We start from the raw sequence: 26,713 nt of genomic DNA, 5'->3' as shown, positions 1-26,713 counted from the left end.
ACCACAGTCTTGCCGGCAGGCGTCTTGCCACTTCGACGAAACCGGCAACCAGAAGCATCGATAGCCCGATAAGGCGAGGCTGCCCTCCAGCTTAAAATGCTCATTCTTTAGAGGTCGACGTCGCCAGCTGCCGCCGTCGGTCGGCATTCGCCTGCATACGGCTCGTCCCGACGCTACTGGCGTGCGGCCCAGCTCAGGCCCCGTCGCAGGATGAGCGGCATATAGGGGTGGTCGAATTCGGCTGCGACATGGCCGAGGGCGGAATAGAAGATGCGGCCGGTACCGAAATGACGCTTGAAGACGACGGGCATCACCACATTGCGGGCTGCAGGATCGTAGGCGCCGGTGAAGGTGGTGGTTGCAAGGATTTCGACGGTCGGATCGTAATGGAGATAATATTGCTCCGAGCGATAGTCGAAATCGGGAATGCCCTCCATGACGGGATCGTCCTGGCGGGTGACGGCGACGCGGAAGTCGATGATGTTGCCGGGATGGGCGACCCAGGTGACGCCGGAGACATAACGGAAAGGGGCGCTTTCCTTGAAGGACGTGGCGAGTGCGCCGTGATGGCCGGCAAGCCCGAGCCCGCCGCGCACGGCTTCGACAAGGCCAGCGGCATGCTCCTTCTCGAGCTTTTCGCCGGTGATGATCGGCACCAGCAGATCGGCTTTCGCCAGCGTTGGAGATCCGAACACGCCGAGATCGCCGGTCACCTCGACGGTGAAATCATCCTCGCGCAAGAGATCGGCGACGATACCGGCACATTGCTCCGGCTCGTGTCCTTGCCAGCCGCCCCAAACGACCAATGCTTTCCTCATTCGCGCTCTCCCTGCCTGATGGCTGCAGACCGTTGATCATCACATGGTGGTGCAAGCGCCTTAGATCGGGCGGCTATGCAAATCACGCGAATAATTTGTGTTTCTTCCTGATCCGGCACAAATTGCGCGAGTGGCGGATCGCACCTGGTCGAGCGTGGCTTCGGCATTTGACGTATTGTCCGTTGACGCCGATCGCAGTTCCTTCTTTTTATTGACGTGTATCTCGTCTAGGTTTCTCCCGTCTCTCAATGAAAAATAAGGGTGGTGCATGGCAGGTGAAACGGTTCTTGTCGTCGGCGGCGCTGGCTATATCGGCTCGCATACGTGCCTCGACCTGGCGAATAAGGGCTATACGCCTGTCGTCTTCGACAATTTTTCGAACGGCCATCGCGAGTTCGTCAGATGGGGGCCGGCCGAGGAAGGCGATATTCGCGATCGCGCCCGGCTGGATGAGGTGCTGGCCAAACACCAGCCGGCGGCGATCCTGCATTTCGCGGCGCTGATCGAGGTTGGCGAATCGGTCAAGGATCCGGTTTCCTTCTACGAGAACAATGTGATCGGCACGTTGACGCTGCTTTCGGCGGCACAGGCGGCCGGGATCAACGCCTTCGTCTTCTCCTCCACCTGCGCCACCTACGGCCTGCCGCAGAGCGTGCCGCTCGACGAGACGCACCGGCAGGTGCCGATCAATCCCTACGGACGGACGAAATATATCGTCGAACAGGCGCTTGCCGATTACGACCAGTACAGGAGCCTGCGCTCGGTGGTGCTGCGTTATTTCAATGCAGCCGGCGCCGATTTCGAAGGCCGGATTGGCGAATGGCACCAGCCGGAAACGCATGCGATACCGCTCGCGATCGACGCGGCACTCGGCCGCCGCCAGGGTTTCAAAGTCTTCGGCAGCGACTACGAGACTCGCGACGGCACTTGTGTGCGCGACTATATCCATGTGTTGGATTTGGCCGACGCGCATGTGCGCGCCGTCGAATATCTGTTGAAGGGCGGCGATTCCGTCGCGCTCAATCTCGGCACCGGAACCGGCACGACAGTCAAGGAATTGCTTGGCGCGATCGAGGACGTGTCGAACCGGCCTTTCCCGGTCGAATATATCGGCCGTCGCGAAGGTGATTCGCATACACTGGTCGCCAATAACGACAAGGCGCGCGACGTGCTCGGCTGGGTGCCGCAGTATGATCTGTCTGAGATCATCCGCTCCGCCTGGGATTGGCATGCAAAATCCAACCAGCATTGAGCCAACTAGCATCGAGAAAGCGCGTCGGCCGAACATCCTGCTGATCACGGCGGATCAGTGGCGCGGTGATTGCCTGTCGGCCGTCGGCCATGCCTGTGTGAAAACACCTGGTGTCGATGCGCTGGCGCGCGAAGGTACGCTCTTCCGGCGGCACTATGCCGGCGCGGCCCCCTGCTCGCCGGCGCGGGCCACGCTCTATACCGGTCTCTATCAGATGAACCACCGCGTCTGCCGCAACGGTTCGCCGCTCGATGCCCGCTTCGACAATCTGGCGCTGGCCGGCCGGCGGGCGGGGTACGACCCGACGCTGTTCGGCTATACGGATACGGCGCCCGATCCGCGCGGGATGGATGCTGGGGACCCGCATCTGACGACCTACGAATGCGTGCTGCCGGGCTTTACAGCCCGCCAGCTTCTGCCGGAGCATGAGAAACAATGGCTCTCCTGGCTCAGGTCTCGCGGCCATGCCGATGCCGTCAGCCGCGATATCCATATTCCTGTCGGCGTGGAAGCAGGAGAAATTTCCGATGCGGCGCCGGCCTATTCGCGCGACGAGACCCAGACTGCTTTCCTGGCCGGCGAGTTCATCCGCTGGGTGGGTGAACAGGACAGGCCGTGGTTTGCGCATGTCTCTTTCTTGCGTCCGCATCCGCCATTCTCCGTGCCGGAGCCGTTCAACCGAATGTTCACGCCGGGGGACGGACCGGTTTTTGCACGCGCGGCAAGCTGCGAAGCGGAAGAGAACGGTCATCCCTATCTCGCCTATGCCATGCCGCGTTCTGGCAAGGGCAGTTTTATCCACGGTGCAACGGGGCCGCTCAGCGGCTGGAACGGTGAGGATTTCGCCGCGATCCGGGCGATCTATTACGGCATGATATCAGAGGTCGATGCGCAGCTCAGCCGCATCTGGCAGGCCCTCAAGGTTGCGGGCGCCTGGGACGACACACTTGTTATCTTCACCTCGGACCACGCCGAGATGGCGGGCGATCACTGGACGCTCGGCAAGGGCGGCTTCTTCGACGGCAGCTATCATATTCCGCTGGTGATCCGCGATCCCGCAAGCAGTGCTGCGGGTGGGGTCGTCGACAAATTCACCAGCGCTGCCGATATTTTTCCGACACTTTGCCAAAGGCTCGGCATCGACGCGAAGAACGGGCTCGATGGCCGGTCGCTCATGCCGTTTGTCAGGGGTGGGAGCGGACGGGGCTGGCGGGATGCGGCATTCTGGGAATTCGATTTCCGCGACATTGCGCATGGCGAGGCCGAGCGGCATTTCCGGCTGCGGTCCAACGAATGCAATCTCGCGGTGATCCGCGACGCGCGGTTCAAATATGTGCATTTTACCGCTTTGCCGCCGCTGCTCTTCAATCTTGCCGACGATCCGATGGAACTCGACAATGTCGCGGCAGATCCGGCCTATGCGGCGATACGGCTCGACTATGCCGAGAAGCTGCTGTCGCTTAGAGCACGGCATCTCGATCAGACGCTCGCCTATACCGAGCTGACGGAAAGAGGGCCGGTGACGCACCGGCCCTGATATTCACTCAATCACTCAACCGAGATAATCGCGCTTGCCGATCGGAGCACCCTGGCTGCGCAGGATGGCGTGGGCCGTCGCGACGTGGAAATAGAAGTTCGGCAGGGCGAACGTGGTGATATATTCGGAACCCGGCAGCACGATACCACTTTTTCCCGGCAGGGTGATCTGGCGGGCTTCTGTGCCTTCCAGTGCTTCCGCCGAGAAGCCGCCGAGATAGGCTTCGGTCTTTGCCAGGCGCTCACGCAGGTCGTCGAACGTCGTTTCGTTATCCTCGAATTTCGGGGCGTCGGTCGCCGTCAGGCGAGCGAGCGCAAATTTGGCGGTGTCGCTGGCGCGCTGATACTGACCGGAGAGCGGCAGCATGTCGGGCGCAAGGCGAGCGGCGGCCAATATGACAGGATCGATATTCTTTTCCTTCGCATAGGATTCGGCCTTGTCGAGGTAGGTTTTCAGGCTGGCGAGGCCGCGCTGGAACATCGGAACGGTAAGGCGATACATCGAAATGGACATCTGTCCTGTCTCCAAAATCTTCAAATGATTGGGTCGCGGCGAGAGGTCGAAGGCGTCTGCGGCCGAGAGCCTGTCTTCGACTCTCCCATAGATGGATGCTCGTTTCGTCTTTCACAACACCGACAATGCGGGCGTCGGTCGTGAAGCCCGCATGGCATTTCGCTCTCCTCCATATCTCGTCGCCGCTAAAGATACTTGACGCCGTTCCCAGAAAATGGAATGAATATTCCGCAGAACAGATTTAACGGTTTGTTTGTTCCGTTTTGCGGAGCGCCGCGGGAGAGGTGGCGCGGGGAATTGCGGCTTCAGAGCAAATGCCTGGAGCTCCGGCGTGAGGAGGGTGCAGCCGGGCACCGCTTTGTGGAGGAAGTGAAAATGAAAAAGTTTATCCTGGGCACTGCGATGGCGCTCGTCATGTCGACGGCCGCTCACGCAGAGACGGTCGGTGTCTCGATGGCCAAATTCGACGACAATTTCCTGACCGTTCTGCGCAATGGCATGACCGATTATGCAAAGACACTGAGCGGCGTGACGCTGCAGGTCGAAGACGCACAGAACGACGTTTCCAAGCAGCAGAGCCAGATCCAGAATTTCATCGCCTCCAAGGTCGATGCAATCATCGTCAACCCTGTCGATACCGATGCGACCACGGCGATGTCGAAGCTCGCAGCCGATGCCGGCATTCCGCTGGTTTATGTCAACCGCGAGCCGGTCAACGTCGACACGCTGCCGGACAAGCAGGCCTTCGTCGCTTCCAACGAGCTGGAATCCGGCACGCTGGAAACCAAGGAAGTCTGCCGCATTCTCGGCGGCAAGGGCAAGGCCGTCGTCATCATGGGCGAGCTTTCCAACCAGGCTGCGCGCATGCGGACGCAGGACATTCACGACGTCATCAAGACGGATGAATGCAAGGGGCTGGAAATCGTCGAAGAGCAGACGGCGAATTGGGACCGCACCCAGGGCGCCGACCTGATGACCAACTGGCTCTCCAGTGGCATCGAATTCGACGCCGTGATCGCCAACAACGACGAAATGGCGATCGGCGCCATCCAGGCGCTGAAGGCAGCCGGCAAGGATATGAGCAAGGTCGTCGTCGGTGGCGTCGACGCCACGCAGGACGCGCTTGCCGCCATGCAGGCGGGCGATCTCGACGTTACGGTGTTCCAGGATGCCGCCGGCCAGGGCAAGGGTTCGCTCGATGCAGCGCTCAAGCTCGCCAAGGGCGAAAAGGTCGAAAAGAAGGTCTACATTCCCTTCCAGCTCGTCACGCCTGCCAACGTCAAGGACTTCGTCACCAAGAACTGAGGCGAACGCCAAGCAGGATGCGGGCTTTGCCCGCATCCTTTTCGCCTACCCGTATCCGGAGGAGATGATATGGCCGTCAGCCCGACAACCATGGCCGCCGTGCGCGCGAGCGGCGCGGTCCCGAATGCGGAATATCTCTTGAGCGCCGAGGGTGTCCGCAAGGAATTTCCTGGTGTCGTCGCACTTGACGACGTGCAGTTCCGGTTGAAGCGCGCCACCGTGCATGCGCTGATGGGCGAAAACGGCGCCGGAAAATCGACATTGATGAAGATCCTCGCCGGCATCTATACGCCGGACAAGGGCGATATTCGCCTGAAGGGGATCGAGATCCAGCTGAAATCTCCGCTCGACGCGCTGGAGAACGGCATTGCCATGATCCATCAGGAGCTGAACCTGATGCCGTTCATGACGGTTGCCGAAAATATCTGGATTCGCCGCGAACCGAAGAACCGCCTCGGTTTCATCGATCACGGCGTGATGCACCGCATGACCGAGGAATTGTTTACTCGGCTCAATATCGCCATCGATCCCGATATCGAGGTCCGGTTCCTGTCGGTCGCCAACCGGCAGATGGTCGAGATCGCCAAGGCGGTTTCCTATAATTCCGACGTGCTGATCATGGACGAGCCGACTTCGGCGCTAACGGAGCGCGAGGTCGAGCATCTTTTCCGTATTATCCGCGACCTCAGGGCCCAAGGCATCGGCATCGTCTACATCACCCACAAGATGAACGAGCTTTTCGAGATCGCCGACGAGTTCTCCGTCTTCCGCGACGGCCGATATATCGGCACACATGCCTCGACCGACGTCACCCGCGACGACATCATCCGCATGATGGTCGGGCGCGAGATCACCCAGATGTTTCCCAAGGAAGAGGTGCCGATCGGCGAGGTCGTGCTCTCCGTCAAGGATCTTTGTCTGAAGGGCGTCTTCAACAACGTCTCCTTCGAGGTCAGGGCCGGCGAAATCCTCGGCGTGGCCGGCCTGGTCGGCTCCGGCCGGTCGAATGTCGCCGAAACGCTGTTTGGGGTGACGCCGGCAAGTTCCGGCTCGATCGAGCTCTACGGCAAGCCGGTAGCCATTTCTTCGCCGACCGAGGCTATCCGCAATCGGATGGCGTTCCTGACCGAAGACCGGAAAGATACCGGCTGCCTGCTGATCCTCGATATTCTCGAGAACATGCAGATCGCCGTTCTGCAGGACAGATATGTCAAGGGCGGCTTCGTGCAGCAGGGCGCAGTCGAGGCAACCTGCGAAGACATGGCAAAAAAGCTGCGCGTGAAAACGCCCAATCTATACGAGCGGGTGGAAAATCTTTCGGGCGGCAATCAGCAAAAGGTGCTGATCGGGCGCTGGCTGCTCACCAATCCGCGCATTCTCATCCTCGACGAGCCGACGCGTGGCATCGATGTCGGCGCCAAGGCGGAAATCCACCGGCTGGTCACGGAGATGGCGCGAGACGGTGTGGCGGTGGTGATGATCTCGTCCGAGATGCCCGAAGTTCTCGGGATGAGCGACCGCATCATGGTCATGCACGAGGGACGCGTGACCGGTTTCCTCAATCGCGATGAAGCAACGCAGATCAAGGTGATGGAGCTGGCTGCGCAGTGATGCGTTGACGGCGATTGCCCAAGGGAGGTTTGACATGACTACCAAGGCAGCAGAGGGCGCGGCTCCGCTCGCAACCCGGCAAAGGCGGCGGCGCATACCGACGGAGCTTAGCATTTTCCTCGTGCTCGTCGGCATCGCGCTCATTTACGAAGTGCTCGGCTGGATGTTCATCGGCCAAAGCTTCCTGATGAATTGGCAGCGTCTGACGATCATGATCCTGCAGGTCTCCGTCATCGGCATCATCGCCGTCGGCGTGACGCAGGTCATCATTACCGGCGGCATCGATCTTTCGTCGGGTTCGGTCGTCGGCATGACGGCGATGATCGCAACGAGCTTCGCCCAGTCCTCGACCTGGGGACGGGCCGTCTTTCCCTCGCTGACCGACCTGCCGGCTTTCGTGCCCATCGTCGTTGGTCTGCTGATCGGGGCGGCCGCCGGCCTCGCGAACGGCGCCCTCATCGCCTACACGAAGATCCCGCCGTTCATTGCCACGCTTGGCATGTTCGTTTCGGCCAGAGGTGTGGCGAAGTGGTATACCAAGGGGCAGCCGGTTTCCGGGATCACCGAGCAGTTTCATTTCATCGGAACGAAAGCCTGGCCGGTTGTCGTCTTCCTGGTCGTCGCACTGATCTTTCACATTGCGCTGCGCTACACCCGTTATGGAAAGTTCACCTATGCCATCGGCGCGAACCCGCAGGCCGCGCGTGTTTCCGGCATCAACATCGAGGCGCATCTCGTCAAGGTCTATGTGATTGCCGGATTGCTCGCCGGCCTTGCCGGTATCGTCACGGCGGCACGCGCTGAAACCGCACAGGCCAGCATGGGTGTCGGATATGAACTCGACGCGATCGCCGCGACCGTTATCGGCGGCACCTCGCTCACCGGCGGTGTCGGGCGCATCACCGGCACCGTCATCGGCACCATCATTCTCGGCGTCATGACCTCTGGCTTCACGTTCCTCAGGATCGACGCCTATTACCAGGAGATCGTCAAGGGTCTCATTATCATCGCGGCTGTCGTCATCGACGTCTACCGACAGAAGAAACGCCGCAAGCACTGATCTCTGGCCTGCGATGATTTTTTACGGGAGCTTCGGCTCCCGTTTCATTTTAGAGCCTTTCCTGGTCAGATTGAATCATTCTGCCGGAGCAGGTTTTCGTCAGGGCAGAGGCGATTGGCGACGGGCATACCCCAAGGTACGTCCGAGCCGATCGCCTTTGATCCTGGCGGAAAGATGCCCGGCCCTTCGGGTTGGCTGAAACGGGCCGCCTGCTCGACCGGCCGGCTTGGCCGTAGAGCTGGGCTACGACGCGCGCCGGCCGGTCGACCATCCGACTCCGTTTGAGCCAACAGAATGCTGCAATCTGACCAGGAAAGGCTCTAGCATCGACGGATTTCTAAAAAAAAGAGGTGGCGAATTCCGTCAGCTTTTCTATTCTGCCGCTTCATTCGCCCTCTACGGCGCCGCGCGTCCGAAAAGACGCGCAAAGGACGCCGTAGCACTTTGAATGCTGCATAATTTTATTCTTAAATCGATTCCGATTTAAGGAATTATGCGGTAGGGCAGCGCAGGAAGACAGATGCAATTCGTATTTGACGGTCACAACGACGTTCTCCTTCGACTCTGGACACATTCAAAAGACGGCAGCGACCCGATCGCGGAATTCGCAGACGGCACGACGGTCGGCCATATCGATGCGCATAGGGCTCGAGAGGGCGGTCTTTCAGGCGGTCTCTGCGCCATCTATATTCCCTCAGGCGATCTCGTCTTCGCCGATCCGGATGCCGATGGCCGCTATATGACGCCGATGGCGGCCCCTCTCGATCCGCTGCCTTCGCTTGCCATCGCCAATGAAATGGCGGCGATCGCGCTACGGCTCGACCAGGCCGGCGCCTGGCGGCTCTGCCGGACGGTGAAGGATATCCGCGGTGCCATGGCGGACGGCATTTTCGCCGCCGTCATGCATATGGAAGGCTGCGAGGCGATCGGCGCCGATCTCTCGGCGCTCGAAGTATTCTACGCGGCAGGGCTGCGGTCGCTCGGTCCGGTCTGGAGCCGGCACAATGTCTTCGGTCACGGCGTGCCCTTCGCCTTCCCGATGTCGCCGGACACGGCGCCGGGCCTCACGGATGCCGGCTTCGCGCTGGTCAGGGAATGCAATCGTCTCGGTATCCTGATCGACCTTGCCCATATCACCGAGAAGGGTTTCTGGGACGTGGCGAAGAAGACGGACCAGCCGCTGGTCGCCAGCCATTCCAATGCCCACGCCCTGACGCCGGTCGCCCGCAACCTGACGGACAGGCAGCTCGATGCGATCCGCGAAAGCCGTGGGCTCGTCGGGATCAATTATGCCACCGCCATGCTGCGTGCCGACGGCCGCTCGGACAGCGACACGCCGCTTGCCGACATGATCCGCCACATCGACTATCTTGTGAACCGCATCGGCATCGACTGCGTGGCGCTCGGATCGGACTTCGACGGGGCCACCATTCCCGAGGAAATCGGTGATGCAGCCGGTAATCAGAAGCTGATTGCCGCTCTCAGAGAGGTTGGCTATGCTGACGCCGACCTAGCAAAACTTGCCCGTGAAAACTGGCTTCGCATTCTGGCTCAGGCTTGGCGGGAGGACCACGCCTAAGCCTTTCATATCCAATCAAAAAACAGGGGAACAGACCATGATGATGACCAAACTCAGCCGCAATTTTCGCCTACTTTCGGCAGGAGCCGCGCTTTCACTGCTGATGATGGCCGCACCCTCGGCCTTTGCCGAGACGCCGAAGGATACGCTGGTCGAAGGCTTCGCCATCGACGACATCATCACGATGGATCCGGGCGAGGCTTTCGAGCTTTCGACGGCCGAAATCACGACCAACAGCTACAGCCTGCTCGTCCGCCTCGATATGGACGACACGTCCAAGGTGAAGGGCGATCTGGCCGAGAGCTGGAGCGTTTCCGATGACGGTCTGACCTATACGTTCAAGCTGAAGTCTGGCCTGAAATTCGCCTCCGGCAACCCGATCACCGCCGAAGACGTCGCTTATTCGTTCGAGCGCGCCGTCAAACTCGACAAGAGCCCGGCCTTCATCCTCACCCAGTTCGGCCTGACCGGCGACAACGTCGCGGAAAAGGCCAAGGCGGCCGATGCCGGCACCTTCGTCTTCACGGTCGACAAGGCCTATGCGCCGAGCTTTGTGCTCAATTGCCTGACGGCAACGGTCGCTTCCGTCGTCGACAAGAAGCTGGTGCTGGAGCATGTGAAGGCGGTGACGCCCGATGCCGACCACAAATACGACAACGACTTCGGCAATGAATGGCTGAAGACCGGCTATGCCGGCTCCGGCCCCTATAAGATGCGCGAATGGCGCGCCAACGAAGTCGTCGTGCTGGAGCGCAACGACAATTATTATGGCGACAAGGCAAAGCTCAACCGCGTCATCTACCGCTACATGAAGGAAAGCGCTGCCCAGCGCCTGGCGCTCGAAGCCGGTGATATCGATATCGCCCGCAATCTCGAGCCGGGCGATATCGACGCGGTTTCGAAGAATGCCGATCTCGCGACAACGAGTGCGCCGAAGGGCACGATCTATTATGTCAGCCTGAACAACAAAAACGAGAACCTGAAGAAGCCGGAAGTCCAGGAAGCCTTCAAATATCTGGTCGATTACGATGCAATCGGCGCAACGCTGATCAAGGGTATCGGCGAGATCCATCAGACCTTCCTGCCGAAGGGTCAGCTCGGCGCACTCGATGAGAATCCCTACAAGCTCGATGTCGCCAAGGCCAAGGAACTGCTCGCCAAGGCCGGCGTACCCGACGGTTTCTCGATCACCATGGACGTGCGCAACAACCAGCCGGTGACCGGTATCGCCGAATCGATGCAGCAGACGCTGGCGCAGGCTGGCGTCAAGATGGAAATCATCCCCGGCGACGGCAAGCAGACGCTGACCAAGTACCGCGCCCGTACCCATGATATGTATATCGGCCAGTGGGGTTCGGACTATTTCGACCCGAATTCCAATGCCGACACTTTTACCGGTAATCCAGACAATTCCGATGCCGGCACGGTGAAGACGCTCGCGTGGCGCAACACCTGGGAAGCGCCGGAGCTCGACAAGCAAGCCAAGGCAGCCCTTCTGGAACGCGACGCTGCCAAGCGCGCCGCCATATATCAGGACATCCAGAAGAAGTATCTGGCAAACAGCCCCTTCGTCTTCATCTTCCAGCAGACCGAGGTGGCCGGCTACCGCAAGAACCTGAAGGACTTCAAGCTGGGTCCGAGCTTCGACACCAATTTCGTCGGTCCGATCGCCAAGGAATAGTCCGGCAGGATTGGTCGCTTGAGCACCGTCGAAACAACGCAGGAGGCGCGGCCCCGAAGGGGCCGTGCTAGGGCCTTCGCAAAGGCGCTAGGGCGGTTTCTGTTTGCCGCCGTCACCACCTATCTCGGCCTTCTGGCCGTCACCTTCTTCATCGGCCGCGTCGTGCCGATCGATCCCGTGCTCGCCATTCTCGGTGACCGCGCGCCCAACCATGTCGTCGAACGGGTGCGACAGGAGATGGGCTTCAACCTGCCGCTCTATCAGCAGTTCTTCATCTATATCAAAGGCATCCTGTCCGGCGATTTCGGCAATTCGGTGCTGACGACCAATCCTGTGATGGTCGATATTCGCCGGGTGCTGCCGGCGACAATCGAGCTCGCAACGCTCGGAACGATCATCGGCGCCGTTGTCGGCGTACCGCTCGGCGTTCTCGCCGCGGTGCGCCGCGGCAGCATCGCCGACCAGGTCGTGCGCGTCATCGGCCTCGTCGGTTATTCGGTGCCCATCTTCTGGCTGGCGCTGATCTCGCTCGTCATCTTCTATGCGCGGCTGCGCTGGGTGGCCTTTCCCGGCCGCATCGACATCGTCTTCGAATATACGTTCACGCCGATCACCGGCCTCTACCTCTTCGACAGCGCCTGGCAGGGGCAATGGGATGTCTTCTATGATGTCTTCCGCCACATCATCCTGCCCGCCTCGCTGCTCGGCTACTTCTCGCTCGCCTATATCAGCCGCATGACGCGCAGCTTCATGCTGAACGAGCTTTCCCAGGAATATATCGTTGCCGCACGCGCCAAAGGGCTTTCGGAAACGCGGGTGATCTGGGGCCATGCGCTGCGTAATGCCGCCGTGCCGCTCGTCACCGTGATTGCGCTTTCCTATGCCGGCTTGCTCGAAGGATCGGTGCTGACCGAGACCGTCTTTTCCTGGCCGGGCATCGGGCTCTACATCACCAATTCGCTGCAGAACGCCGACATGAACGCCGTGCTCGGCGGCACGATCGTCATCGGTACGGTCTTCATCGGCATCAACCTTCTGTCCGATCTTCTCTACCGGACGCTCGACCCGAGGACGCGAAACCGATGACGGTTCCCGCCAACCCATCCCAGCCGATGAGCCGCCGCGAATGGCTGCTCTCCGACCGGCCGCAATCGCGCCTGCAGGCCCGCCTCGGCCGCACCTATGTCACCTGGCGGCAGTTCACGGCAAACAGGCTCGCGGTCGTCGGTCTGCTGATCATCGTGGCGCTGCTTTTCATCGCCGCCTTTGCCGATGTGCTCGCCACGCACAATCCCGTTGTCGGCGATCTGCGCAATGCCCGGCTGCTGCCGCCCGGCACGGGGGAGTTCTGGCTCGGTTCGGACGATCAGGGTCGTGATATCTATTCGCGGCTGATCTACGGATCGCGATTGACGCTGCTCGTCGTCGTGCTCGTCGCCGTCATCTCGGCGCCAGTCGGGCTGATCGTCGGCACGGTCTCCGGTTATGCCGGAGGCTGGGTGGATGCGACGCTGATGCGCATCACCGATATCTTCCTCGCCTTTCCGAAGCTGGTGCTGGCGCTCGCCTTCGTCGCAGCCCTCGGCCCCGGCATCCAGAACGCGATCATCGCCATTGCCATCACCTCCTGGCCGCCCTATGCCCGCATCGCCCGCGCCGAGACGCTGACGGTCCGGCGTTCCGACTATATTTCGGCGGTGAAGCTGATGGGCGCCTCGCCGCTTCGCATTATCGTGCGCCATGTCATGCCGCTCTGCATTTCCTCGCTGATCGTGCGTGTAACGCTCGACATGGCGGGCATCATCCTGACGGCCGCCGGTCTCGGTTTCCTCGGCCTGGGGGCGCAGCCGCCGCTGCCGGAATGGGGTGCGATGATCGCCTCGGGACGGCGCTTCATCCTCGATCAATGGTGGGTCGCGGCGATGCCCGGCATCGCCATCCTCATCGTCAGCCTCGGCTTCAATCTCCTCGGCGACGGCCTGCGCGACGCGCTCGATCCGAAGGAGAGCGGCCAATGACGACACTTCTGACGGTGGACAAGCTCAAGGTCAGCTATCCCACGCGCACCGGCGTGATCGAGGCCGTGCGCGGCGTCTCCTTCACGCTCGGCAAGGAAAGGCTCGGCATCGTCGGCGAATCCGGTTCCGGCAAGTCGCAGACCGGACGGGCAATCATGGGCCTGACGCCGAAACACGGTATCGTCACGGCCGAGAGGCTTGATTTCAACGACATCGATCTCATCAATGCCTCGGCCGGCGAAAGGCGCAGGCTGCGCGGCAAGCGCATCGCGATGATCCTGCAGGATCCGAAATATTCGCTCGATCCCGTCATGTCGATCGGACGGCAGATCTGCGAAACGCTGCGCACGCATGAGAAGGTCGGCAAGGCGGAGGCGCGCGAGCGCGCGCTCGCCATGCTGGAAGCAGTGCAGATCCGCGACCCGAAACGTGTCTTCGACCTGCATCCGCACGAGGTCTCGGGCGGCATGGGGCAGCGCGCGATGATCGCCATGATGCTGATTGCCGGGCCGGAACTGCTGATTGCCGATGAACCGACCTCGGCGCTTGACGTGACGGTGCAACTCGACGTGCTGAGGATCATGGACAGGCTGGTGTCCGAGCGCGGCATGGGGCTGATCTTCGTCTCCCACGATCTGAGGCTGGTCTCTTCCTTCTGCGATCGCGTCATCGTCATGTATGCCGGAAAGATCGTCGAGGAGCTGGCGGCGTCCGATCTCAAACATGCGCAGCATCCCTATACACAGGGGCTGCTGAACTGCATGCCCGAGATCGGCGCAAACCGTCATCCGTTGCCAGTGCTCGACCGCAAGCCGGAGTGGGCGGCATGAGCGCAGCTCTCCAAGTCGACAATCTCAGTGTCGTCTACGACCATTTTCATGCGCTGAAGGATGTCAGCATCACTGTCGAACGCGGCGAATCCTTTGGTCTCGTCGGTGAGTCCGGCTCGGGAAAATCGACCTTGCTGCGGGCCGTTGCCGGACTCGCGCCGGTCAGCGGCGGTGCGATCAACATCGATGGCGAGCCGCTGAAAGGTTCGAAACGCAGCAAAGCCTTCTACCGGCGCGTGCAAATGGTCTTCCAGGACCCTTATGGTTCGCTGCATCCGCGTCAGACGATCGACCGGCTTCTGCTCGAACCGCTAGCAATCCACGGCATCGCCGACGGCGAGAAGCGCATCGCCCGCGCGCTTGACGAGGTCGGCCTCGGCAATGGTTTCCGTTTCCGCTACCCGCACCAGCTCTCCGGCGGCCAGCGCCAGCGGGTGGCAATCGCCCGGGCTTTGATCGTGGAACCGTCGATCCTGCTGCTTGACGAGCCGACATCGGCGCTCGACGCCTCGGTGCAGGCCGAAGTGCTGAACCTGCTGGAAGAGATCCGGCGCGATCGCAAGCTCACCTTCTTGATGGTCAGCCATGATCTCGGTGTCGTCACCCATATGTGTGAAAGGCTCGCCGTGATGCGCAACGGCGCCGTCGTCGAGCGGCTGAGCTCTCAGGAACTGGCGCAAGGCACGGTTCACGAGGACTATACGAGAAATTTGATGATCGCGAGCAAGGGTTTCGTCAAAGCCTGAAAGTCAATCTTTTCAAACCGTTGAAAAGAAAAGACCGGCGGCGGCGTTAAGGATAATGCTTCCCTAAAAGACGACCATTCAGCTAGACTATTGACAGCTGCCTCGCTTCTGTCATGATCCCGTTAACGACTGTTAGCTTTCGTGATCGATGGAGGTTGATGCATGTTCTTTCTCGGTGGGATGACCATGGGTTACCTCGATCCTCCTGTTAAAGCCGATCGCCGGGAACAGATTTCGGCATCCATCCCTGCGGAAAAAGACCGTCGGCTGATCGAGACTTCCTCCAACCCGTCGCAGACCGAGAACGCCGTCGAGCGCTCGTTGATCTGGGCTTGGCGCACGCTCTGCTAAAAGGGCTGGTTGAATTTTCTCTTCCGCTCGCTCTGGACGAAAATTTATCTCTACCTACTTGATAGAGAAAATAAGAATATAAGCGCGAGCCGCACAACCGGCCGCACGAGAACAACGGAGGCGACATATGGCAGATCTGGGTATTTCGCATGCTCACGTGAACCAGTATGGTTCCGTACCGACCAAGAAGCCGCTCACCACGCGCCACAGGCTTCAGACGATGCTCCATGGAGCGATCTTCACCGCTGCATTCCTGTTCGTCGTAGCCATGGTTTGTGGCGTCGTCGGGTAATCCGGCGGATGATTAAGCGTCGGCAGATGCCGGCGCTGCGGCGGTTTCTGCCTTTATTGAATTCCGGAACGTTTAATTTGTCTCGTGCATTCTCCTGACACTCGAATGTCAGAGGGAGAATGGTCACGAGAGGCATTTGGTGATCGGCATTCCGATCCCCATCGTTCTTCTGTAGTTTTTTCACGCCATCCCGAGCGACCTTGATCTCGAGTGGAAGCGGCGTGGGCCACAACCGCCGAAACCGCCGCCGGACGCATGGTCAGCCGATCATCCGTCTTTCGTTTTTCTGAAATCGAAGAGTTCTTGCGTTGCCGCAACCAGGTGCCGGCATTTCATCATTTCCACTGCCCGGACAAGCTCGCCGGGCGGCGCCGCATGCCTATTGACTTGAATTTTCCCGAGGGTGTCCAAATTTTCGACATGGCTTTCGTAGAGAGGGTATCGATGGCCGTGATCCCGTCGGGTGACGTCCTGAACAGGGCTTAACCCGTCTGCATCGCTTGGCCCGAGTATCGTTCGCCCCGGCTTCATCGATCTTTGAAGAATAGGGCTCCGTTCATGTAGCAGTCATGATAAGCAGTGCAAAAGGCTGAGCAAAACAGCCATAACTTCGTTTGGACCCAGAACCGAACCCATGTCTATTTCTCATCTTTCTCCGAGCCTTCCGCGCGAACCCGAGACGAAGCAGATCGATCACAACGGTTCGATCCGTTCGACCTATCTTTCGATCGAGGACATCAAGGCGATGGGCGATGCGGTCGCCCGCAACGGCGTCGACAAGCTGCCGGCTTTCGCCCCCTTCGATTTCTTCGCGCGGCATAAGGAAAACGAGAAGGAAATCCTGCGCGTCTACCGGACCACGGCGACCGACGTCGAGGCCGGCGAGACGATCACACCGGCGGCGGAGTGGCTGCTGGACAACCACTATATCGTCGAAGAGGCGATCCAGGAGGTGCGGCGCGACTTCCCCCGGCGCTTCTATCGCGAGTTGCCGACCATGGTCGTCGGCGGCGTCGAGGTGCCGCGCACCCTCGTACTTGCCTGGCTCTATGTCGCCCATACCCACAGCACCATCTCCCAGGAAAGTCTGACGGCGCTGGTCGACGGCTTCCAGGCCAGCGAGACGCTGAGGATCGGCGAACTCTGGGCGTTGCCCTCTCTGGTGCGCTACGTGCTCGTGGAAAACCTTCGCCGCATTTCGAGCCGTGTCGAAGCCAGCCGCCGGCTGCGCCGTCGAGCCAACGAGGCGGCCGACGAATTGGTGCGCTTGACCGATCCGGCCGGGGCGGCTGCCTATCTGAAGACGCTGGAACCGCTTGCCGAGGACAATACCTTCTCGACGCAGTTCCTCTATCGCCTGCGCGACGGCTCGCAGACATCGAGCCTGGCGATCACCTGGCTCGACGAGCGGCTGGAAGAGCTCGGCCGCAACACCGAAGAGGCGACGACGGCCGAACACAGCCGACTCTCGTCCGGCAATGTGACGATGGGCAACATCATCCGCAGCCTTCGCGAGATCGACGATGCCGAATGGTCGGTCTGGGTCGAGCAGGTCAGCCATGTCGACAAGCTGCTCTGGGAGCATTCGGATTACGGCATACTCGATTCCGGCTCGCGCAACAAATATCGCAAGCAGATCGAGAAGCTGGCCAAGCGCTCGCCGCTGTCGGAAATGGAAATCGCCCAGCTGGCGCTCGACATGACCGATGCCGCCAAGGCCTCCGACGAGCCGCAGCCGCATGAACCGAATGTCGGCGGCTTCCTGTCGGGCGCGCAGCGGCCGAAGCTCGAGGCGCGGGCGAATTATCGCCCGACGGTTATCCAGCATTTTGTGCGCGCCGTGCGCCGGTTCAACTGGCTGGCGATTGCCGTGCCCGTCATGCTGCTGACGGTTATCGCCATGGCGATCGTCGGCAAGTTCATGGCGAATGCCGGCATGGGTGCGTTTGAAATCGCCCTGCTGCTGATCATGTTCTCAGTGCCGGCGTCGGAGGGGGCGACAGGCCTCTTCAACACCTTGCTATCCTTCTTCGTGACGCCGGCGCGCCTCGTCGGTTACGAGTTCAAGGAAGGCATTCCGGAAGATGCGCGCACGCTGCTCGTCGTGCCCTGCCTGATCTCGAACCGCGACAGCGTCGACGACCACGTGCGCAATCTCGAAGTCCATTATCTCGCCAATCCGCGTGGCGAGATCTATTTCGCGATGTTGAGCGACTGGCCAGACAGCGAGGCCGAGGAAACGCCTGCCGATCTCGAGGTTCTCGATTATGCCAGGCGCGAGATCGCCAATCTCTCCGCCCGCTATGCCTATGACGGCAAGACGCGTTTCTATCTGCTGCATCGCCGCCGCCTCTACAATCCCTCGGAAGGCGTCTGGATGGGCTGGGAACGCAAGCGCGGCAAGCTGCACGAGCTGAACATGCTTCTGCGCGGCGACCGCGACACGACCTACCTGCCGGGCGCCAATACCGTGCCGGCCAATGTGCAATATGTCATGACGCTCGATGCCGATACGCGCCTGATGCGCGATGCCGTCACCAAGCTCGTCGGCAAGCTCTATCATCCGATCAACCGCCCGGTCATCAATCCGAAAACCGGCCGCGTCGAAAGCGGCTATGGTGTGCTGCAGCCGCGGGTCACCCCGTCGCTGACGACGGGCAAGGACGCGTCGGTCTTCCAGCGCGTCTTTTCGATCAACCGCGGCCTCGATCCTTATGTCTTCACCGTTTCCGACGTCTATCAGGATCTCGCCGGCGAAGGCACCTTCACCGGCAAGGGCCTTTACCATGTCGACGCCTTCGAAGCGTCGCTGAAGGGCCGGATCGACGAGAACTCCGTGCTCAGCCACGATCTTCTCGAAGGTTCGATGGCGCGTTGCGCACTCGTCACAGATCTCGAACTGGTGGAGGATTTCCCGATCCGCTACGAGGTGGAAACCTCGCGCCAGCATCGCTGGGCGCGTGGCGACTGGCAGCTTCTCCCCTACATGTTCAATCCAAAATACGGCGTCACGGCACTCGGCCGCTGGAAGATGTTCGACAATCTGCGCCGCTCGCTGACGCCGATCGCCTGGTTCTTCGCCTCGGTGCTCGGCTGGTATTTCATGGGGCCGCTCGGCGCGCTCATCTGGCAGATTCTGCTGATCTTCTGCCTCTTTGTCGCGCCGACGCTGTCGCTCATCAACGGCATCATCCCGCGCACCAGCGATATCATCGCCCGCGCTCATCTCTATACGGTCTGGGCCGATATCACGGCCGCCAATGCGCAGGTTGCGCTGCGCATCGTCTTCATCGCCGATTCGGCTTGCATGATGGCGGATGCGATCGGCCGTTCGCTCTACCGCCTGTTCGTCAGCCGCAAGCTGATGCTGCAGTGGCGGACCGCCGCCAGCGTTCAGGCCGGCGGCCAGGGTACGTTGATCTCCTATTACAAGGCGATGTGGCATGCACCGGTGCTGGCATTGCTGGCGCTCGGTTTTGCTGCCCTTCCCGGCGACAACGCCTTCCTCGTCGGCATTCCCTTCGCGCTGCTGTGGATCCTGTCGCCTGTTGTCGCCTGGTATGTCAGCCAGTCGGCGGAGACCGAGGACCGGCTCGAGGTCGCCGATTCCGTGTCGAGCGAACTGCGCAAGATCGCCCGGCGCACTTGGCGTTATTTCGAGACCTTCACGACGGCCGAGCAGAACTATCTGCCGCCGGACAATATCCAGGAAACGCCGCATGTGATTGTCGCGGCGCGCACCTCGCCGACCAATATCGGCGTCTATCTGCTTTCCGTCGTTTCCGGCCGGCATTTCGGCTGGTTCTCCTTCGAGGAGACGCTCGAGCGGCTGGAGCAGACCATCGCGACGATCGACAAAATGGAGAAATTCCGCGGTCACCTGTTCAACTGGTACCACACCGATACGCTGCAGACGCTTGGTCCCCGTTACGTCTCGGCCGTCGACAGCGGCAATCTCGCCGGCCATCTGATCGCCATTTCATCGGCCTGCCGAAACTGGGCCGAGGCGCCGTCCGCCCATATGCAGGGCAATCTCGACGGCGTCGGCGACACGGCCGGCATTCTCGGCGAAGTGCTGGCGGACCTGCCCGACGATCGCAAGACTGTGCGCCCGCTGCGCCGGCGCCTGGAGGAGCGCATTGTCGGCTTCCAGAACGCGCTTGCCGCCGTCAAGCGCGAGCACGAATTCGCCTCGATCCGCATCATCAATCTCGCCGTTCTCGCGCGCGATATCGAGAAGCTCGCCGCCAATCTCGACCATGAGGTCAAGTCGAAGCAGAGCGAAGAGGTCACCTTGTGGGCGGCATCGCTGGTGAAGGTCTGCGAGGCGCATATTTCCGACAGCACCTTCGATCTTTCCAAGGTCGATGCGCTGAGGCCGCGGCTGGTGGCGCTGCGCGACAAGGCGCGCGATCTCGCCTTCTCGATGGATTTCGGCTTCCTGTTCCGGCCGGAGCGGCGTCTGCTGTCGATCGGCTATCGCGTCGAAAGCGGTGAACTCGACCAGGCCTGCTATGACCTTCTCGCCTCGGAATGCCGCCTGACCAGCCTCTTCGGCATCGCCAAGGGCGACCTGCCGACGGAACACTGGTACCGCCTCGGCCGCCAGGTCGTGCCTGTGGGGTCGCGCGGCGCGCTGGTTTCCTGGTCCGGCTCGATGTTTGAATATCTGATGCCGCCGCTCGTTATGCAGGAGCGCGGTGGGGGGATTCTCAACCAGACCAACAATCTGGTCGTCGTCGAGCAGATGAATTACGCCCGCAAGCTCGGTATTCCCTGGGGCATTTCGGAAGCGGCCTTCAATGCCCGCGACCATAACCTCAACTATCAGTACACGAATTTCGGCGTGCCCACGCTCGGCCTGAAGCGCGGTCTCGGCCACAATGCCGTCATCGCCCCTTATGCCTCGCTGCTTGCCGCCCAGTACGACCCGCCGGCCGCGCTCGAAAACCTGCAGAGGCTGCGCAAGGTCGGGGCGCTCGGCAAGTTCGGCTTCCACGACGCCGTCGACTTCACGCCGACGCGCGTGCCGGAAGGCAAGAAATGCGCCGTGGTCTACAATTATTATGCCCACCATCACGGCATGTCGATCGCAGCAGTCGCCAACGTCGCCTTCAATGGTCATCTGCGCGAGCTCTTCCACGCCGATCCCGTCATCGAGGCAGCGGAGCTGCTGTTGCAGGAAAAGGCGCCGCGCGACATTCCGGTCATGAGCGGCAAGCACGAATCCGATACGCCGGCCAGCATCCAGGACGATCTCCTGCGGCCGGAACTCAGGAAGATCAGCGATCCGGCTTCGCGCGACCGCGAACTCGTGTTCCTGTCGAACGGCCATTATTCGGTGATGCTGACGGCGACGGGCGCCGGTTATTCCCGCTGGAACAATCTTTCCGTTTCCCGTTGGAAGCCTGATCCGACCGAAGACCGCTGGGGCAGTTTCATCTTCCTGCGCGATACCGCCACTAATGAATGGTGGTCGGCGACATCGGAGCCGAAGGGCGTCGAAGGCGAAGAGATCAAGGTCGAATTCGCCGATGAGAAGGCGCAGTTCACCAAGATGGTCGGCGATCTCACAAGCGAGGTGGAGTGCATCGTCGCGACCGAGCATGATGCCGAGGCCCGCCGCGTCACCCTGCTCAACATGGGTACGGAAGACCGTTTCATCGAGGTCACCTCCTATCTCGAACCGGTGATCACCTTCGACGATACCGACAATGCGCATCCGGCATTCGCCCGCATGTTCGTCAAGACAGAGATCGGCAAGCGCGGCGACGTCATCCGCGCCGAACGCAGCAAGCGTGATCCGAACGAGCCGAACATCAGCATCGCACATCTGATCGTCGACAATGCCGGCGATACCCGCCATACCGAATTCGAGACCGACCGGCGCAAGTTCATCGGCCGTGGCCGCAGCCTTGCCGATGCGGCCGCCTTCGATCCGGGTGCAACGCTTTCCGGCAGCGACGGCTTCATGCTCGATGCGGTCATGTCACTGCGCCGCACCGTCCGCGTGCCGGCCGGCAAGAAGGTCAGCGTGATCTTCTGGACGATCGCTGCCCCAACCCGCGAGGAAGTCGACAAGGCGGTCAACCGCTATCGCCACCCCGACGCCTTCACCCACGAGCTCGTCCAAGCCTGGACGCGCACGCAGGTGCAGATGCGCCATGTCGGCGTCACCTCGCAGCAGGCGGCGGCCTTCCAGCATCTCGGACGCTACCTCGTCTATCCCGACATGCAGCTGCGCAAGGACGAGGCGACCGTCGAGGCCGGCCTGCAGTCGCAATCAGCGCTCTGGCCGCTGGCAATCTCCGGCGACTTCCCGATCTTCACGCTGCGCATTAACGACGACATGGATCTCGATATCGCCCGCGAGGCGCTGCTGGCGCAGGAATATCTGCGCTCGCGCGGCGTCACCGCCGATCTCGTCATCATGAATGAGCGCGCTTCGTCCTATGCGCAGGACATGCAGCACGCGCTCGACGCCATGTGCGAAAACGTGCGCCGCATGGGCCAGGCCGACGGGTTGCGCCAGCATATCTTTGCGGTTCGCAAGGACCTGATGGAGGAAAGCACCTACCATGCGCTGATCGCGGCTTCTCGCGTCACGTTGCACACCAAAAACGGCAAGGTGGTCGACCAGATCAACCGCGCCGTCGCGCTGTTTGCACCCTCCAAGGAGGAGTTGCAGGAGATGGAACGGGTCGAGCGCAACAAGGCCCCCGTCAAGCGTGTTGCGCCGGTGCCGCCACCTGTCGTGCCCGCCGTCGTCATCGAGGAAGAAGGCGATCTCGACTTCTGGAACGGCATTGGCGGCTTTGCCCGCGACGGACGCGAATATGTCGTTCGGCTGCCTGGAGGTCATGCGACGCCGCAGCCCTGGATCAATGTCATTTCCAACGACAGCTTCGGCTTCCACGTGTCGGCCGAGGGCTCGGGCTTCACCTGGAGCGTCAATTCGCGCGACTATCAGCTGACCTCCTGGTCGAACGATGCAGTGGTCAACCGTTCGGGCGAGGCGTTCTATCTCACCGATCTGGACAGTGGTGCCGTCATGACGCCGTTCGCAGCGCTTTCCCGCCGGCCGGACATTCGTTTCGAAGCCCGCCACGGGCTCGGTTATTCCGTCTTCTCCAGCGTTCAGCACGATATCGCGCTGGAGCTGACGCAGACGATCGATCGCGAAAAGCCGGTGAAACTGCAGCGCCTGCGCCTGCGCAACACCGGTTCGACCAGCCGCAAGCTGCGTCTCTACGGTTATGTCGAATGGATCCTCGGCAGCAATCCGGGACGCACGGTGCCTTTCATCCTGTCGAGCCATGATGAGGAGACGGGGGCGCTGTTTGCCACCAATCCCTACAGCATCGATTTTTCCAACCGCACCGCCTTCTTCGCGGCGAGCGAGACGCTTTCGAGTTTCTCGGCAAGCCGGCGCGAATTCATCGGCAAGGCGGGAACGATCCAGGCACCGCAGGCCGTCATTTCCGCCGCCGCCCTTTCCGGCGCGACGGAACTCGATGGTGATCCGGCCGCGGCGCTTGCTATCGACATCGAGCTCGGCGCCGGCGAGGAGCGCGACTTCACCTTCTTCCTCGGCGATACCCCGACGGAAGAAGAAGCGCGGACTGTCATCGCCGATATCCGCAAGGCTTCGTTCGACGAGACCGTCGAGGCAAACCGCGCCTTCTGGCGGGATTTCACCGGCAGGCTGCAGATATCGACTCCGGATCGCGGGATGAACAATCTCGTCAACACCTGGCTGCCCTATCAGAGCCTCGGCTGCCGCATCATGGCCCGCACCGCCTTCTACCAGGCAAGCGGCGCCTTCGGCTTCCGCGACCAGCTGCAGGACACGCTGGCCTTCGTGCTGCACGAACCCTCGCTTGCCCGTCGGCAGATCCTGAATGCCGCTTCGCGGCAATTCCGTGAAGGCGATGTACAACATTGGTGGTTGCCGGGAACGGGTGCGGGCGTGCGCACGCTGATCTCGGACGACGTGGTCTGGCTCGCTTACGCGATCCATCACTATTGCAGCGTCACCGGCGACAAAAACGTCCTCGACGAGGAGATCGCTTTCCTGGAAGGGCCGGCACTGCTCGAAGGCCAGCACGACTCGTTCTACAAGCCGGAAATTTCCGAGGACAAGGCGAGCGTTTACGAACACGCGGCGCTGGCGCTCGATCTTGCCATCGCTCGCAAGGGGGCAAACGGCCTGCCGCTGTTCCTCGGCGGCGACTGGAACGACGGCATGAACCGCGTCGGCATCGGCGGGCGCGGCACCAGCGTCTGGCTCGGCTGGTTTCTGGCGGGCGCATTGCGCTCCTTCATTCCCTATGCTGAAGAGCGTGGCGACACGGCCCGCACGGAGCGCTGGGCGGCGCATCTTACCGAGCTCAAGAAGGCGCTCGAAACTGCGGCCTGGGACGGCGGCTACTATCGCCGCGGGACGTTCGACGACGGTGCACTGCTCGGCTCCAGGGAAAGTCCGGAATGCCGGATCGATTCGATCGCGCAGTCCTGGAGCGTGCTGTCGGGCGAGGGCGATCCGGCCCGCGCCGTCACGGCGATGGAGGCCGTGCTTGACCAGCTGGTCGACGAGGATGCCCGCATCATCCGGCTGTTCACGCCGCCTTTCGTCAATTCCGCCAGGGATCCCGGCTATATCAAGGCCTATCCGCCGGGTGTGCGTGAAAATGGCGGGCAATATACCCATGCGGCGACCTGGGTGGTGATGGCGCTGGCGGAGCTGAAGCGGGGCGATGATGCCTTCCGCTGCTTCCAGATCCTCAACCCGATCACCCATGCGCTCGACAAGGCTTCAGCGGAGCAATACCGCGTCGAACCCTATGTCGTGGCGGCCGATGTCTACGGAAACGAGCCCTATACGTCGCGCGGCGGCTGGACCTGGTATACCGGGTCTGCCGGCTGGCTCTACCGCGCCGCCGTCGAGGGCATCCTCGGCATCCGGCTGAAGGACGGCCGGCTCTATGTGCGCCCGTCGCTCCCGTCGGAATGGGACGGTTTTGCGGCAGAGGTGGAGCAAGGCGGCGGCAAATACCGCATTTCGGTCTCAAAAGCGTCCAATGACAGCGGCTACACTCTGTCGATCAACGGCTGCGAAGTCACCGATCCCGAAGAGGGATATCCGCTCGGATAACAGCGTTCTCCACGCTGAAAAACACGGCGATTCGCGATGGCCAAAAGGGAACCCTTTTGGCCATCGTCGCGTTTGCAAATCGGATAATAAGGAGAAACCCATGGCAAGCACGCCGACCCAAGCCATCGTCACGGGGCGCAGCTCCCTATCCGCAGCTGCGCCAGTGCGTGACACGAGGCTCGACGTCTTGCGCGGCGTGGCTCTGATCATGATCTTCATCAATCATGTTCCCGGACAGATCTTCGAATATGTGACGACGAAGAATTTCGGTTTCTCCGACGCCGCCGAGGCCTTCGTGCTGATCTCGGGCATTGCCGTCGGCCTTGCCTATGGGTCCCGCTTCCAGCCGGGCAACCGGCTCACGGTGGCGATCAAGGCGGCAAAGCGCGCCTTCACGCTCTATCTCGCCCATATGATCACCACCTTCATGACGCTGGCGCTGTTCATCTGCGGTGCCTGGCTGTTCCATCGGCCGGGGTTGCTGGTCGAGATCAATATCCTGGCGGTTCTGATGAACCTGAAGGAAGGCATTCCGGCGCTGCTGCTGCTCGGCCACCAGATCGGCTACAACAATATCCTGCCGATGTATGGCGCGCTGATGCTGATGGTGCCGATCATCCTGCTGTTGAATGCGCGCAGCCCGTGGCTGGCGCTCGGCGTATCGGCCGCGGTCTGGCTGCTTGCGGGCATCTACCAGGTGGCGCCGCACAACATGCTGATCGAGGACTACTGGTTCCTCAATCCGCTTTCCTGGCAGTTCCTGTTTTCGATCGGCATCGTCTCGATGCTGCATATCAAGCGCGGCGGCACGATCCCGCGGCATCCGCTGCTGCTTGCGGCCGCTGCCGGTTACGTCATGCTGTCTTTCATCTGGGTGACCGGCCATCTCTGGATCTGGGGCAATTCGCTGGCGGCACTCGGCCTGCCGACTGTTATCACCGGTTTCGACAAGACCTTCCTGTCGCTGCCGCGGTTGCTGCATGTGCTGGCGCTGACCTATCTCGTCATCAGCATCCCGGCGCTCTCGCGCATCCTGCGCCGTCCTGCGAACCATCCGCTGACGATCCTCGGCCGCCATTCGCTGAACATCTTCGTCGCCGGCACGATCCTCGCCATGATCGGCCAGGTGGTGCTCTACATCACCAACAAGGACCAGATGGTCGGTCCGCTCGTTGTGATTGCAGGGATCGCGATACAATTCGCCTATGCCTATTATCTTGAGCGCAAGCGCCAGCAGGGCAAGGTCAAGGGGAAACTTGTCGCCGACACCGCCACCATCCCCGTTCCCGTCCGCATTGGCGGGACGGCAAATGCCTATCGCCAGAACGATCGGAAATAAGGGCTTGGATTTTCCCGACATGAAGGAGCCGGTGGCCGATGGCCGCCGGCTCAATTTTTATGGACGAGGATGTTCACCAGCTTGCCGAAGGGATCGCGCACATAAAAGCGCCTGACGCCCCAAGGCTCGTCGGCCGGGCCGTACTCGATCGGGAGGCCTGAAGCTGACATCGCTTCGAAAGCGGCATCGAGATCGTCGACCTCGATCGAGAGGTCCGGCACCTCCGTTCCGGAACCGCCTTCACTGGCGATGCTGAGCTGAACGTTCATCGAGCGCGCGGCGCCGAACGTCGTAATCCAGCCGTGATCCATGATGACGTCAAGACCGAGGATATCCTGATAGAAGCGCCGGGCCAGGGCGATATCCGCTGCCTGGATATTGGCGACGATGCGCAGGACCTTCATGGGTTTTCTCCCTATGCTCCGTTGACTGGCGAAGGTTAGGGAAGATCGGCGGGGTGATCAATCGTGCGGATTGAGCGGAGATGTTGTGCCGTGCGGTACCCCCTCTGCCCTGCCGGGCATCTCCCCCACAAGTGTAAAGCCCGGATACATACCTGACAGATGTTCGGAGACATGCCTGACACCTCCGCGATGACTTGTCGAAAGGTCGGCATGGTTTGGCGGG

The 26,713-nt window shown here is 61.2% G+C and carries 19 protein-coding genes; 16 read left to right on the top strand and 3 right to left on the bottom strand.

Annotated features, from left to right (window positions below; genetic code table 11):
• Positions 1 to 173 precede the first annotated feature (173 nt).
• Entirely contained in the window at positions 174 to 818 is a 645-nt protein-coding gene (locus OLZ32_RS33115; RefSeq protein WP_264424547.1) for a ThuA domain-containing protein, read from the bottom strand.
• A gap of 268 nt (positions 819 to 1,086) precedes the next feature.
• Here OLZ32_RS33115 and galE point away from each other — a divergent pair, with 268 nt between their 5' ends.
• Positions 1,087 to 2,070, top strand: coding sequence for a UDP-glucose 4-epimerase GalE (gene galE / locus OLZ32_RS33110; protein WP_003543887.1), 984 nt, complete (start codon positions 1,087 to 1,089; stop codon positions 2,068 to 2,070).
• Positions 2,048 to 3,607: an alkaline phosphatase family protein gene (locus OLZ32_RS33105; RefSeq protein ID WP_264424545.1), complete on the top strand. Its 1,560-nt coding sequence runs from the start codon at positions 2,048 to 2,050 to the stop codon at positions 3,605 to 3,607. Before galE ends, OLZ32_RS33105 begins: the two co-directional genes overlap by 23 nt.
• A 15-nt stretch (positions 3,608 to 3,622) precedes the next feature.
• On the opposite strand, the gene OLZ32_RS33100 is transcribed toward OLZ32_RS33105, so the two are convergent.
• Positions 3,623 to 4,120, bottom strand: coding sequence for a DUF1993 domain-containing protein (locus OLZ32_RS33100; protein WP_017989816.1), 498 nt, complete (start codon positions 4,118 to 4,120; stop codon positions 3,623 to 3,625).
• 375 nt (positions 4,121 to 4,495) lie between these two features.
• On the opposite strand from OLZ32_RS33100, the gene OLZ32_RS33095 reads away from it, so the two are divergent.
• The 14 genes from OLZ32_RS33095 to OLZ32_RS33030 all read left to right on the top strand — a co-directional run bounded on the left by OLZ32_RS33095 (position 4,496) and on the right by OLZ32_RS33030 (position 26,086).
• Entirely contained in the window at positions 4,496 to 5,425 is a 930-nt protein-coding gene (locus OLZ32_RS33095; RefSeq protein WP_003543879.1) for a sugar ABC transporter substrate-binding protein, read from the top strand.
• A 69-nt stretch (positions 5,426 to 5,494) separates the two neighbouring features.
• On the top strand, positions 5,495 to 7,036 hold the full coding sequence (locus OLZ32_RS33090) for a sugar ABC transporter ATP-binding protein (protein WP_003543869.1): 1,542 nt from the start codon (positions 5,495 to 5,497) through the stop codon (positions 7,034 to 7,036).
• 34 nt (positions 7,037 to 7,070) lie between these two features.
• On the top strand, positions 7,071 to 8,096 hold the full coding sequence (locus tag OLZ32_RS33085; RefSeq protein ID WP_003543867.1) for an ABC transporter permease: 1,026 nt from the start codon (positions 7,071 to 7,073) through the stop codon (positions 8,094 to 8,096).
• Between the two features lie 520 nt (positions 8,097 to 8,616).
• The gene (locus OLZ32_RS33080; RefSeq protein WP_264396429.1) at positions 8,617 to 9,675 is read left to right on the top strand and encodes a dipeptidase; all 1,059 of its coding nucleotides are present in this window, start codon (positions 8,617 to 8,619) and stop codon (positions 9,673 to 9,675) included.
• Positions 9,676 to 9,712: 37 nt separating this feature from the next.
• Positions 9,713 to 11,356 (top strand): ABC transporter substrate-binding protein, encoded by a 1,644-nt coding sequence (locus OLZ32_RS33075; RefSeq protein WP_264424544.1) that lies wholly within the window; start codon positions 9,713 to 9,715, stop codon positions 11,354 to 11,356.
• Between the two features lie 18 nt (positions 11,357 to 11,374).
• Complete coding sequence (locus OLZ32_RS33070) at positions 11,375 to 12,442, top strand: ABC transporter permease (RefSeq protein ID WP_003543864.1); 1,068 nt, start codon at positions 11,375 to 11,377, stop codon at positions 12,440 to 12,442.
• The gene (locus OLZ32_RS33065; RefSeq protein WP_003543863.1) at positions 12,439 to 13,374 is read left to right on the top strand and encodes an ABC transporter permease; all 936 of its coding nucleotides are present in this window, start codon (positions 12,439 to 12,441) and stop codon (positions 13,372 to 13,374) included. The genes OLZ32_RS33070 and OLZ32_RS33065 overlap by 4 nt, the downstream gene beginning before the upstream one ends.
• On the top strand, positions 13,371 to 14,204 hold the full coding sequence (locus tag OLZ32_RS33060) for an ABC transporter ATP-binding protein (RefSeq protein ID WP_264424542.1): 834 nt from the start codon (positions 13,371 to 13,373) through the stop codon (positions 14,202 to 14,204). The genes OLZ32_RS33065 and OLZ32_RS33060 overlap by 4 nt, the downstream gene beginning before the upstream one ends.
• Positions 14,201 to 14,950: an ABC transporter ATP-binding protein gene (locus OLZ32_RS33055; protein WP_264424540.1), complete on the top strand. Its 750-nt coding sequence runs from the start codon at positions 14,201 to 14,203 to the stop codon at positions 14,948 to 14,950. The genes OLZ32_RS33060 and OLZ32_RS33055 overlap by 4 nt, the downstream gene beginning before the upstream one ends.
• Positions 14,951 to 15,112: 162 nt before the next feature.
• Positions 15,113 to 15,301, top strand: a complete 189-nt coding sequence (locus OLZ32_RS33050) for a hypothetical protein (RefSeq protein WP_003543859.1) — start codon at positions 15,113 to 15,115, stop codon at positions 15,299 to 15,301.
• Positions 15,302 to 15,428: 127 nt separating this feature from the next.
• Entirely contained in the window at positions 15,429 to 15,593 is a 165-nt protein-coding gene (locus tag OLZ32_RS33045; RefSeq protein WP_003543858.1) for a hypothetical protein, read from the top strand.
• A 210-nt stretch (positions 15,594 to 15,803) separates the two neighbouring features.
• Positions 15,804 to 16,079 carry a hypothetical protein gene (locus OLZ32_RS33040; RefSeq protein WP_264424539.1) on the top strand — a complete coding sequence of 92 codons (276 nt, stop codon included), beginning with the start codon at positions 15,804 to 15,806 and terminating at the stop codon, positions 16,077 to 16,079.
• Between the two features lie 148 nt (positions 16,080 to 16,227).
• Entirely contained in the window at positions 16,228 to 24,747 is an 8,520-nt protein-coding gene (locus OLZ32_RS33035) for a GH36-type glycosyl hydrolase domain-containing protein (RefSeq protein WP_264424538.1), read from the top strand.
• 100 nt (positions 24,748 to 24,847) lie between these two features.
• A complete protein-coding gene (locus OLZ32_RS33030; RefSeq protein WP_003543853.1) occupies positions 24,848 to 26,086 on the top strand; it encodes an OpgC family protein in 1,239 nt (412 codons plus the stop codon).
• A gap of 50 nt (positions 26,087 to 26,136) precedes the next feature.
• Here OLZ32_RS33030 and OLZ32_RS33025 read toward each other — a convergent pair whose 3' ends face one another.
• Positions 26,137 to 26,490 carry a VOC family protein gene (locus tag OLZ32_RS33025; protein ID WP_003543851.1) on the bottom strand — a complete coding sequence of 118 codons (354 nt, stop codon included), beginning with the start codon at positions 26,488 to 26,490 and terminating at the stop codon, positions 26,137 to 26,139.
• Positions 26,491 to 26,713 lie beyond the last annotated feature (223 nt).

This window comes from Rhizobium acaciae (genome assembly GCF_025941625.1).
GTDB classification, from domain to species: Bacteria; Pseudomonadota; Alphaproteobacteria; order Rhizobiales; family Rhizobiaceae; genus Rhizobium; species Rhizobium acaciae.
The sequence above is the reverse complement of the archived record's forward strand: the minus strand, read 5'-3'. Positions and strand labels throughout refer to the sequence as shown.